The sequence below is a fragment of the Mumia sp. genome (assembly GCF_028803055.1).
Taxonomy (GTDB): Bacteria; Actinomycetota; Actinomycetes; order Propionibacteriales; family Nocardioidaceae; genus Mumia.
Window position 1 is genome coordinate 1 of record NZ_JARBCJ010000103.1, and the last position, 11,796, is coordinate 11,796.

At 71.4% G+C, this 11,796-nt stretch carries 10 protein-coding genes; 5 read left to right on the top strand and 5 right to left on the bottom strand.

The features are described 5' to 3' along the window. From PV363_RS11015 to meaB, 3 genes are all read left to right on the top strand, one after another. Window positions 1-1,442 (top strand): methylmalonyl-CoA mutase family protein (locus PV363_RS11015; protein ID WP_301022344.1); only part of this gene is annotated, 1,442 nt, incomplete at its 5' end. After that, window positions 1,439-3,622 (top strand): methylmalonyl-CoA mutase, encoded by a 2,184-nt coding sequence (gene scpA / locus PV363_RS11020; protein WP_220346151.1) that lies wholly within the window; start codon window positions 1,439-1,441, stop codon window positions 3,620-3,622. The genes PV363_RS11015 and scpA, both read left to right, overlap by 4 nt. Next, entirely contained in the window at window positions 3,622-4,596 is a 975-nt protein-coding gene (gene meaB, locus PV363_RS11025; RefSeq protein WP_220346152.1) for a methylmalonyl Co-A mutase-associated GTPase MeaB, read from the top strand. The genes scpA and meaB overlap by 1 nt, the downstream gene beginning before the upstream one ends. 105 nt (window positions 4,597-4,701) lie before the next feature. Here meaB and PV363_RS11030 read toward each other — a convergent pair whose 3' ends face one another. Beyond that, the gene (locus PV363_RS11030; protein ID WP_220343554.1) at window positions 4,702-5,820 is read right to left on the bottom strand and encodes a citrate synthase 2; all 1,119 of its coding nucleotides are present in this window, start codon (window positions 5,818-5,820) and stop codon (window positions 4,702-4,704) included. A 52-nt stretch (window positions 5,821-5,872) separates the two neighbouring features. Between PV363_RS11030 and pdxH the strand changes: the two genes are divergently transcribed. Together pdxH and PV363_RS11040 are read left to right on the top strand one after the other, a co-directional pair. Beyond that, a complete protein-coding gene (gene pdxH, locus PV363_RS11035; RefSeq protein WP_220366180.1) occupies window positions 5,873-6,514 on the top strand; it encodes a pyridoxamine 5'-phosphate oxidase in 642 nt (213 codons plus the stop codon). A gap of 313 nt (window positions 6,515-6,827) precedes the next feature. Next, complete coding sequence (locus PV363_RS11040) at window positions 6,828-8,096, top strand: MFS transporter (RefSeq protein ID WP_220346154.1); 1,269 nt, start codon at window positions 6,828-6,830, stop codon at window positions 8,094-8,096. Here PV363_RS11040 and PV363_RS11045 read toward each other — a convergent pair whose 3' ends face one another. The 4 genes from PV363_RS11045 to PV363_RS11060 form a co-directional block, all read right to left on the bottom strand. Next, a complete protein-coding gene (locus PV363_RS11045; protein ID WP_220366178.1) occupies window positions 8,097-8,720 on the bottom strand; it encodes a PadR family transcriptional regulator in 624 nt (207 codons plus the stop codon). Between the two features lie 126 nt (window positions 8,721-8,846). After that, complete coding sequence (locus PV363_RS11050) at window positions 8,847-10,463, bottom strand: glycoside hydrolase family 13 protein (RefSeq protein WP_220343558.1); 1,617 nt, start codon at window positions 10,461-10,463, stop codon at window positions 8,847-8,849. Between the two features lie 70 nt (window positions 10,464-10,533). Continuing rightward, the gene (locus PV363_RS11055; protein ID WP_301022345.1) at window positions 10,534-11,286 is read right to left on the bottom strand and encodes a hypothetical protein; all 753 of its coding nucleotides are present in this window, start codon (window positions 11,284-11,286) and stop codon (window positions 10,534-10,536) included. A 44-nt stretch (window positions 11,287-11,330) separates the two neighbouring features. Further along, window positions 11,331-11,796, bottom strand: a 466-nt coding sequence (locus PV363_RS11060) for an FAD-binding domain-containing protein (protein ID WP_301022346.1), incomplete at its 5' end; no start/stop codon positions are given.

The window sequence follows — 11,796 nt, forward strand, 5'->3', positions numbered from 1 at the left end:
TGCTCGACCGGGTGTTCGTCGATCTCGCGCCCGTCGTCGTCGAGGCACGGGCCGACGGCCTGGGCGCCGCCGACGCGTTCTGCCGCTACCTCGACGAGCGTGGGGTCACACCGGCCCCCGGCACCAACCTCGGGCTCGACCCGATCGGTGCTTCGCTGCGCGGATACACCGGTGAGATGGTGCTCGAGACCGTGGTCGTCGAGGGCGCCCGCAAGGCGGCCGAGCGTGGCATCGCCGCGTTCGTGGTCGACGCGACCGCGGCGCACGACGGTGGAGCGTCCGAGGCGCAGGAGGTCGGCTACGCGCTCGCGGTCGGTGCGGCGTACCTGCGCCTCCTCACCGCTGCCGGGTTCTCGGTCGAGGACGCACTCGCGATGATCGAGTTCCGGTTCGCCGCGACGGACGAGCAGTTCACGACCATCGCCAAGCTTCGCGCCGCACGCGGCACCTGGAACCGCCTCGCCGAGCTCTGCGGTGCTGCGGACGTGGCACGCGGCCAGGTCCAGCACGTGGTCACCTCCCGGGTGATGCTCAGCAAGTACGACCCCTGGGTCAACATGCTGCGGACCACGGTCGCCGCGTTCGCTGCGGGCGTCGGTGGCGCCTCGTCGGTGACCGTGCTGCCGTTCGACGCCCCGCTGGGGCTCCCCGACGCGTTCAGCCGTCGGATCGCGCGCAACACGTCGTCGCTGCTGACCGCCGAGGCGCACGTCGGCGCCGTCACCGACCCCGCCGGCGGCGCGTACGCCGTGGAGCGCCTCACCGACGACCTCGCCCGCGCGGCCTGGGACGAGCTCGGCCGCATCGAGGAGGCAGGCGGCGCCGTCGACGCGATCGAGGACGGGTCGCTCGTCGGGCGCCACCGCGCCGTCGCCCGCGAGCGGGAGAGCCAGATCGCCCGGCGCAAGCGCCCGCTCACCGGTCTGTCGGAGTTCCCGAACCTGCGTGAGGTGCTGCCTGAGCGCACCCCGTACCCCGAGGGCGCCGAGCCCGTCCAGCGTTACGGTGCGGCCTTCGAGGCGCTGCGGGACAACCCCGTCCCCACGCCTGTCTTCCTCGCCACCATGGGGCCGATCTCGGCGCACACCGCGCGGGTCACCTTCATCGCCAGCCTGCTGGCGGCGGGTGGCATCGAGACGGTGACCGCCGGCCCGACGGCCGGCGTCGACGCCGTCCTCGCGGCGTACGACGGAGCTCCGGTGGTCTGCCTCGCCGGACCCGACAGTGGCTACGCCGAGTGGGGCGCCGACCTCGTGACCGCACTGCGCGCGGCCGGGGCGCAGTGGGTGATCCTCGCCGGGAAGCCCGTCGACGGTGTCGCCGTCGACGCCACGGCGGCGACCGGCGTCGACGCCCTGGCCTTCTTGCACGAGACGCGCGGACACCTCGGCGCGGCGCGAGCCGCGGGCGGACCCGCGGCCGAGACCGGAGCAGACGCATGAGCATCCCCGAGTCCTTCGCCGGGTTGCCGCTCGACCCGGACCAGCCGTACGCGGCCGACCGTACGGCCTACGACCGCGCCGCCGACGGTGCCGAGCCCTGGCCTGCGCCCGAGGGCATCGACATCGCGCCGCTCTACACGGGGGCCGACCTCCAGGGTCTGGACGCGCTCGACACGTACCCCGGGCTCGCGCCGTTCCTGCGGGGTCCGTACCCGACGATGTACACCACCCAGCCGTGGACGATCCGCCAGTACGCGGGGTTTTCCACGGCGGAGGAGTCGAACGCCTTCTATCGGCGCAACCTCGCCGCGGGCCAGAAGGGCCTGTCCGTCGCCTTCGACCTCGCGACCCACCGCGGCTACGACTCGGACAACCCTCGCGTCGTGGGCGACGTGGGCATGGCCGGGGTCGCGATCGACTCGATCTACGACGCGCGCACCCTCTTCGAGGGCATCCCGCTGGACAAGATGAGCGTCTCGATGACGATGAACGGTGCGGTGCTCCCGGTGCTCGCGCTCTACATCGTGGCGGCCGAGGAGCAGGGGGTGAAGCCGGAGCAGCTCATGGGGACCATCCAGAACGACATCCTCAAGGAGTTCATGGTCCGCAACACCTACATCTATCCGCCGGCGCCGTCGATGCGGATCATCTCCGACATCTTCGCCTACACCGCGCAGCGGATGCCGAAGTTCAACTCGATCTCGATCTCCGGCTACCACATCCAGGAGGCCGGAGCGACGAACGACCTCGAGCTCGCCTACACCCTGGCCGACGGTGTCGAGTACATCCGCGCGGGCCTCGACGTCGGGCTCGACATCGACGCGTTCGCGCCGCGGCTGTCGTTCTTCTGGGCGATCGGGATGAACTTCTTCATGGAGGTCGCCAAGCTCCGGGCTGCGCGCGCCCTCTGGTCACGGCTCGTCGCCCCGTTCGACCCGAAGAACCCCAAGTCGAGCTCGCTGCGGACCCACTCCCAGACGTCGGGGTGGTCGCTGACGGCGCAGGACGTGTTCAACAACGTGCAGCGGACGGCCATCGAGGCGATGGCGGCGACCCAGGGGCACACCCAGTCGCTGCACACCAACGCGCTCGACGAGGCGATCGCCCTGCCGACCGACTTCTCCGCGCGGATCGCCCGCAACACCCAGCTCCTGCTCCAGCAGGAGTCGGGCACCACGGCGACGATCGACCCGTGGGGCGGCTCCTACTACGTCGAGCGCCTCACCCATGACCTCGCCCGCCGTGCCTGGTCGCACATCGAGGAGGTCGAGCGGGCCGGCGGCATGGCCAAGGCCATCGAGGCCGGGATCCCCAAGATGCGCGTCGAGGAGGCTGCCGCCCGCACCCAGGCGCGGATCGACGCCGGGCACCAGGCCGTCATCGGCGTCAACACCTACCGCGTCGACACCGAGGAACCCTTCGAGGTCCTCAAGGTCGACAACCGCGCGGTCTACGCCGCGCAGGTCGCCAAGCTGGAGCGGCTGCGGGCCGAGCGTGACGACGACGAGGTCCGCCGTACGCTGCACGCCCTGACCGAGTCGGCGGGACGTGGGGCGAGCAAGGACGGCTCGCTCGACGGCAACCTCCTCGCGCTGGCCGTCGACGCCGCCCGGGCCAAGGCCACGGTGGGCGAGATCTCCGACGCGCTCGAGAAGGTCTACGGACGCCACAAGGCGGTCATCCGTACGATCTCTGGTGTGTACCGATCCGAGGCAGGCAAGGCCGAGAACGTCGAGCGCGTGATCGCGGCGACCGACGCCTTCGAGGAGGCCGAGGGACGACGTCCACGCATCCTGGTGGCCAAGATGGGCCAGGACGGGCACGACCGGGGCCAGAAGGTCATCGTCTCCGCCTTCGCCGACATGGGCTTCGACGTCGATGTGGGCCCGCTCTTCTCCACGCCGGAGGAGGTGGCGCAGCAGGCGGTCGACGCCGACGTCCACGTGGTGGGCGTCTCGTCCCTGGCTGCGGGCCACCTGACGCTCGTGCCGGCGCTCCGTGACGCGCTGGCCGAGCTGGGCCGTCCCGACGTCCTCGTGGTCGTCGGCGGCGTGATCCCGCCGGACGACGTGGAGACGCTCAAGCAGATGGGAGCGGCCTCGGTCTTCCTGCCGGGCACGGTCATCGCCGAGTCGGCGCTCGAGCTGCTGGACAAGCTCCGGGCGACGCTGCAGCACTGATGGTCGACGTCGTCGAGCTCGCTGACCGCGTACGCGCCGGGCAGCGTGCTGCGGTCGCGCGAGCCATCACCCTCGTCGAGTCTCGTCGACCCGACCACCGAGAGGCGGCACGGGAGCTGCTTGCGCTGCTCACCCCGCACTCGGGTGGCGCTGTCCGCGTGGGGATCTCGGGGGTCCCGGGGGTCGGGAAGTCGACGTTCATCGAGGCGCTGGGCACCCACCTGACCGCGACCGACCACAAGGTCGGGGTCCTCGCGGTGGACCCGTCGTCGGTGCGTACGGGGGGCTCGGTCCTCGGCGACAAGACGCGGATGCCGGAGCTCGCGGCGAGCCCCCGGGCGTACATCCGCCCCTCGCCGTCGGCCGGTACCCTCGGCGGCGTCGCGCGCGCGACGACCCAGGCGATCCTCGTGCTCGAGGCGGCCGGATTCGACGTGGTGCTCGTGGAGACGGTCGGCGTCGGGCAGTCGGAGGTGACCGTCGCCGGGATGGTCGACACGTTCCTGTTCCTCACGCTCGCGCGGACCGGTGACCAGCTCCAGGGCATCAAGAAGGGCATCCTCGAGATCGCTGACGTCATCGCGGTCAACAAGGCCGACGGTGACCGCGAGCCGGAGGCACGCGTCGCTGCCCGCGACCTCGCCGGGGCGATCCGCCTCGTCCACGCCGGGACCACCGGGTGGGTCCCGCCGGTGCTGACCTGCTCCGGGCTCGAGGGCACGGAGGTGGACACGGTGTGGATGCGGGTGCTGAGGCACCGCGAGTTCCTCGGTGCCGGCGGCCTGCGCGACAAGCGGGCGGCACAGCAGCTCGAGTTCATGTGGGCGCTGGTGCGCGACGAGCTCGAGCAACGGCTGCGGCGCTCGGAGGCCGTACGCGGGGTGCTCGACGAGGTCCGTGCCGAGGTGCTCTCCGGTGACATGCCCGCGACGAGTGCCGCGGACGCGATCCTGGCTGCCTACGACCGCCCCTGACCGCTTCCCGCATCCGCTGCGCCCCGTGATCCGACGGGTTGTGCACCGAGATCACGTGCCGATCCGGTGCGCAACCCGTCGGATCGGGGATGCACGAGGGGGAGGTCAGGCCCAGGCCGGGTCCCAGCCCTCGACGTCCTCCGGCTTGCGCGACGGCGGGCCGGTGTAGATAGCGGACGGACGGATCAGCCGCCCCGTGCGCTTCTGCTCGAGGATGTGCGCACTCCATCCGGCCGTGCGAGCGCACGTGAACATCGACGTGAACATGTGCGGCGGGATCTCGGCGAAGTCGAGGACGATCGCTGCCCAGAACTCGACGTTCGTCTCCAGCACCCGGTCCGGGCGGCGCTCGCGCAGCTCGGCGAGCGCGGCGTCCTCCAGCGCCTCGGCCACCGCGTACCGCGGGGCGTTGAGCTCGCGCGCGGTCCGGCGCAGGACACGGGCGCGCGGGTCCTCGGCGCGGTAGACGCGGTGGCCGAACCCCATCAGGCGTTCGCCGGCGTCGAGCAGGCCCTTGACATAGGTCCGCGCGTCGCCGGACTTCTCGACATCGCCGATCATGCCGAGCACGCGCGACGGCGCGCCGCCGTGCAGCGGACCCGACATCGCGCCGACGGCACCCGACAGCGCGGCAGCGACGTCGGCGCCGGTCGAGGCGATCACGCGTGCGGTGAACGTGGAGGCGTTCATGCCGTGCTCGGCGGCGGAGGCCCAGTAGGCGTCGATGGCCTTGACGTGAGCGGGGTTGGCCTCGCCGCGCCACCGGGTGAGGAACCGCTCGGTGATGGTGCTCGCCTTGTCGATCTCGGTCTGCGGGACCATCGGCTGACCGACGCCCCGTGCGGCCTGGGCGACGTACGACAGCACCATGACGGCCGTACGGGCGAGGTCGTCGCGAGCCTGCTCAGGATCGATGTCGTACAGCTGGCGGAGGCCCCAGGCGGGAGCGGTCAGTGCGATCGCGCTCTGGACATCCACCCGGATGTCACCCGAGTGCACAGGGATGGGGAAGGGCTCGGCGGGCGGGAGGCCCGGCTCGTACGTGCCGTCGACCAGGAGGCCCCAGATCTTCTCGAAGGGCACTCGCCCCACGAGGTCCTCGATGTCGACGCCGCGGTAGCGCAGCGCGGAGCCTTCCTTGTCCGGCTCGGCGATCTCTGTGGCGAAGGCGACGACGCCTTCGAGGCCCTCGTGGACCTTCACCGTCTCGGATGCGTCAGTCATGCCAGTCATTCTGCCCCGCCCGCGCAACGCCAGGTCTCGTAGGGTGCTGTCCATGGAGTCCCACGCGATCGCGGCACTGCGCGAGGAGTACGAGGCATCCGGACTGAGCGAGGCCGACGCCGGGCACGACCCGGTGTGGCTCTTCGGGACGTGGTTCGACCAGGCGGTCGCCTCGGGGATGCACGAGCCGAACGCGATGGCGCTGGCGACGGCGACGCCCGGTGCGCTGCCGTCGGTCCGGATCGTGCTCCTCAAGGGCTTCGACGCCGAGGGGGCGGTCTTCTACACCAACCGTGAGTCGCGCAAGGGCGACGACCTCGAGGGCAACCCGCACGCGGCGTTGGTGATGCTGTGGCACCCGTTGCAGCGGCAGGTCCGGATCGAGGGCTCGGTGACGCGGGTGTCTGACAGCGAGAGCGATGACTACTTCAGCTCACGGCCTCGGGCGTCCCAGCTGGGCGCCGTCGCCTCCGACCAGTCGCGGGTGGTCGCCGACCGGGTCGCCCTCGAGCGGGCGTACGACGCGGCGGAGGTCTCGTACCCCGACGACGTGGCGCGTCCCATGTGGTGGGGCGGCTATCGCGTGTCCATCGACTCGATCGAGTTCTGGCAGGGACGCTCGGGCCGCATGCACGACCGGATCCGCTTCCGTGCCGTCGGTGGGCAATGGCTTCGCGAGCGCCTCGCGCCGTAGGCCGGGCAGAGGGCCGGGCCGCAGGAGGGTGAAGACAGGAACGACCCGCGGGGTTTGCGTGCCGAGCGGACTTTGCTCTCGGCCCCCGCGGGTCGGGTGGCTGCCTGGGATTCGCCGCACGGTGCTGGCGTTCCCACGGCACCGTGGCTAGCTGACAGCCACCTCACATGTCCTGAAGTCAATCATTCTTCGGACCACCTCCTTCCCGTGTACGGACGAGATTACGCCGCGCTCCCGCCCGGGCCAACCCCTTTCCCGGGCCGGTTCCAGAGGCGATCCCCAGGGTGATCCGCAGGGCGGGACAATCGTTCCCGTGACGGCACCACGGGGCGTAGGGCGGATCCTCACCGACATCCGTCCGCTCCGGGAGTCGGTCGACTACCGGCGTCTCTGGGTCGGCCACACGGTGTCTCAGCTGGGTCAGCAGATGGCGACGGTCACGGTCGCCTACCAGGTCTTCGTGATCACCGACTCTTCCTTCGCGGTCGGGGTCCTCGGGATCGTCGCCCTGGTCCCGTTGATCGTGCTCGGCCTGTACGGCGGGGCGCTGGTCGACCACTTCGACCGGCGGACGGTCGCGCTCGTGACCGCGGTCGGGCTCTGGGTGTGCACGGCGGTGCTGTTGGCGCAGGCGCTGGTGGGCCTCGAGTCGGTGGTCCTGCTGTACGCCGTGGTCGCGGTCCAGTCGGGTCTGTTCGCGGTGAACAGCCCGGCGCGGTCCGCGATCATCCCGCGGCTGATCCCGGCGCACCTGCTCCCGGCGGCCAACGCGCTGAGCATGGCGGCGTACAACCTGGGCTTCACCGTGGGCCCGTTGGTCGGCGGTGTCGTGATCGCCTGGCTCGGGGTGGCGGCGACGTACGCGATCGACCTCGTGACGTTCACCGCCGCCGTCTACGCGTTGGTGCGCCTGCCGCCGATCCCGCCCCTCGAGGCGCCTCGGGGGGTGCCGGGCTTCCGGTCGGTGGTCGAGGGGATGGCGTGGTTGCGGCGCGCGCCGAACCTGCGCATGACGTTCGTCCTCGACCTGTGCGCGATGGTGCTGGCGCAGCCCCGGGCGCTGTTCCCCGCGCTCGCGCTGACGGTCTATGCGGGCGGGCCGTCGGCGCTCGGGCTGCTGCAGGCCGCGCCGGCGATCGGGTCCTTGGTGGCGTTCATGCTCTCGGGATGGGTCGGGCGCGTGCACCGTCACGGGGTCGCGATCGTGGTGGCCGTCGTCGCGTACGGGGTCGCCGTGGCGCTCGCGGGTGCGAGTGCGATCGGTGCGCCGGGGTTGATGTGGCTCGTGGTGACGATGCTGGCGTTCTCGGGATCGGCCGACATGGTGAGCGCGGCGTACCGGAGCACGATGCTCCAGCAGGCGGCCCCCGACGCGCTGCGGGGGAGGCTCCAGGGTCTGTTCACGGTCGTCGTCGCCGGCGGCCCGCGCCTCGGCGAGTTCCTGGCCGGATCGCTCGCCGAGATCACGACGATCGGGGTCGCGATGCTCTGCGGCGGAGTCGCGTGCGTCGTCGGGACGCTGGTGGCGGTCGCCCTCCAGCGGGGCTTCCTCACCTACGACGCACGCGACCCGTCGCCGTAGTCACTCGGCCAGCAGGCCGTAGAGCTGACGGCGCGCCTCGTCCAGGATCTGAGCGGCCCGCTCGCGCTGGTCGTCGCTGCCGTCCTCGCCCACCTGGCGGGCGGCCCGTACGAGCTTGCGTGCGCTGACGTGCAGCTCCTCCTGGGTCTGCGAGCCGGGTCGCCCGCTGTCCCAGGCCTGCGCGACCTCCGCGGCGTGATCGGCGAGGTAGGCGGCACCGTCCTCGGTGATCTGGAACTGGGTGCCCTCCGCATCGACGGGCTCGACGAGGCCGTCCGCGGTCAGCCGTCGGAGCACGGGGTAGATGGACCCCGGGCTGGGCCGCCACCGTCCCTCGGTGCGCTCGGTGAAGGTGGTGATCAGGCCGTACCCGTTGGTCGGGCCGTCGGCCAGGACCGAGAGCGCGGCGAGGCGTACGGCGCCACGGCGGGCGCGGGGCCCGCCACGCCGGCGCTCGCCGAAGCCCGGTCCGAAGCCGGGACCTGAGCCGGGGCCGAAGTCAGGGCCGAATCCGGGACCATGGCCGTGACCGCGGCCGCGCGGGTCGCGACGACCTGGACGCGGTCGGCGACGCCCGGAGGTGGGATCGAAGGTCTCTCTGAGGTCGAAGTCTGGGTTTCGCACGAGGCATCCTCCTGTGGCAAGCGTTGGAGTATCGATGATAGAACGCGATATATCGTTACGCAATCGCGCACGCCGCAGCGCCTGCGTTCATCTCGATCGGCTCGACGAAGGGCTCGGCGAACGGCGTCAGGACAGGAACCAGGCCGCCGAGTCGGGAAGGAGCTGACCGGTGCCCTCGGCGAGCGCCGCGGAGAGCACGACCGGCGTGCCGAGATCGTCGACCGGATGGTCGACCGTTCCGCAGTTGACGACGCACACCAGACCACGCGCACCGTCGACACCGTCACGCCGGAACGCGACCACGTCGTCACCGCGCTCCAGCATCTCGAAGGTCGTCGAGAGGCCGCCGACGAGCTCTCGACGCTGCTGCAGGGCGAACGTGAGGAAGTTCAGCGTCGAGTACGGGTCGCGGGTCTCGTGCTCGACGGTGTAATCACGGAACCAGTCTGGCTGCGGGATCCACGTGCGGACCTCCCCGGGTCCGCCGGGGGAGAAGCCGAACGGAGGCTCCGAGCCCGACCATGGCATCGGGACCCGGCAGCCGTCGCGGCCCACACCGCCGCCACGCAGCCAGGTCGGGTCCTGCCGGTCCTCGGGAGCCACGTCGACCTGGGGGAGGCCGAGCTCTTCGCCCTGGTAGACGTACGCGGACCCGGGCAGAGCCAGCATCGTCAACATCGCCGCCTTGGCCCGAGACAGCCCGAGGTCGCCGCCACCGTAGTGGGTGACCGTACGGACGACGTCGTGGTTGGAGAGCACCCACGTGGGGCTCGCGCCGACCGGGCCCACCGCGGCGTACGTCTCGTCCAGGACGCGGCGTAGCGCGGGCGCGGAGAAGGGAGTCGAGAGCCAGTGGAAGTTGAAGACCTGGTGCATCTCGTCAGGGCGGACGTAGTGCGCCATCGCCTCGGCCGAGCCGACCCACGCCTCACCGATCATCATCCGGTCACCGGGGTAGGAGTCGAGCACCGTGCGCCAGCCGCGGTAGACCTCGTGCACGCCCGGCTGGTTCCAGTAGGGGCGGTCCCACTCGGTCATCGTGGCGTCGAGCGTCTCGCCCGCGGGTCCGAGCCCTTCGACGTCGGGCATGCCGGACGCCTTGAAGAGGCCGTGCGCCACGTCGACGCGGAAGCCGTCCACGCCCCTGTCGAGCCAGAAGCGCAGCACCGACTCGAACTCCTCGCCGACCTCCGGGTGATCCCAGTTGAGGTCGGGCTGCCCGGCGTCGAACAGGTGGAGGTACCACTGGCCGTCCTCGACCCGGGTCCACGCCGGGCCGCCGAACACCGACTGCCAGTTGTTGGGCGGCAGCGAGCCGTCGGGTCCGCGGCCGTCCCGGAAGAGGTAGCGCTCTCGTGCCGAGCTGCCCCGGCCCGCCCGGAGGGCTTCCTGGAACCACGGGTGAGCCGAGGCCGTGTGGTTGGGCACGAGGTCGACGATGACCTTGAGACCGCGCTCGTGGGCGCCGGCGAGCATCTCGTCGAAGTCGGCGAGCGTGCCGAAGAGCGGGTCGACGTCGCGGTAGTCGGCCACGTCGTAGCCGTGGTCGGCCTGCGGCGAGCGGTAGAACGGCGTGAGCCACAGCGCGTCGACGTTGAGCTGCTCCAGGTAGTCGAGCCGAGAGGTGACGCCCAAGAGGTCGCCGACCCCGTCACCGTCGGCGTCGGCGAACGAGCGGACGTAGATCTCGTAGCAGACGGCGTTGCGCCACCATGGCACGACAGACTCTGAGGACTGGGTCACGAGTGGTTCCTCCGTGGGGGGCGGCGGTCGCGTCCGCGGCCCTCAGCGGTGCGAGCAGGGCACGACAAGTCTAGGCGGGTACGTGACGAGTCGGTCGGCGGAAGTCGGTGATGTCGATCGCGATCCAGGTCTGCTCCGCACGCGCGACGAGCGTCCCGTCGACGCCGTAGAGCGCGGTGCCGGTGCGGTGCTTGCGCCCGTCGACGCCGCGAAGCGTGCCCACGCTGACGTAGTCGTGCCCGGTGACGACGGGCGAGAGGATCTGACCGGTCATCCGCCCCAACACCATCGGGGTCCGGTCGATGTGTGCTGCCCAGCCGCCCGGGCAGTCGATCGCCGCCCAGACGACCTCCGTGCCGAGACGGCCCTCGGCGTCGGCGAAGGCCGGGTGCGGCGTCCAGCTCGCCGCCACCGTGCCGGGGAACCCCGGGTCGTCGACCGGACCCGAGAACACGAGCAACCCGTCACCGGGCGTCCGCGCCGTCCCGCAGGTGAAGCAGTGCGGGAACGGATGCTCGACACGCCCCTCGTACGCCTCGCTCCCCAAGCGGGCGAGGACCTCCCCGACGAACGGCGCGGGATCCACGTCGAAGGCTCCTGCGACCGCGTCGGCCACCACTGTCGCGCCGTCGGAGAGCACCGACCGGTGCCCGTCGAAGGCGAGGTCCAGCGGGACGTCGAGCGGCGGCGGGACCCGCAGCGTCGACGTCACCACGGCGGCGCCGTGGTCGGCGACGGGGTGCGAGACCAGTCCGGCGACGTAGCCTCCGTTGCCGGAGCTGTCCGGTCCGTTGAACTGCCGCGAGATGGTCGTGGTCGTCATCGGGCCACGCTCTCATGCGGCGGCGCCCGTCGGACCAGGGCGGGTCAGCGGATCTCCTCGTACCTCCGCAGCGCCTCCCGGCGCTCTTCGGCGTGGTCGACCAGTGGCGGCGGATAGCTCGCCGGCGGGTCCGGGAGCAGCCACGGTTCGTGCACCCACCGGGTCGGGACGTCGGCGAGCTCGGGAACCCACCGGCGTACGTAGGTGCCGTCTCGGTCGAACTTCTTCGCCTGGGTGACCGGGTTGAAGACCCGGAAGTAGGGCGCCGCGTCCGTGCCGCAGCCGGCCACCCACTGCCAGTTGTGCTGGTTGGAGGCGAGGTCGAAGTCGACGAGGTGCTCGGCGAAGTGACGTGCGCCGTGCTGCCACGCCAGATGCAGGTCCTTCACCAGGAAGCTCGCCACGATCATCCGCACGCGGTTGTGCATCCACCCCTGCGCGAGCAGCTGCCGCATGCCCGCGTCCACGACCGGGATCCCCGTACGTCCCTCCTTCCACGCCTCGAGGTCG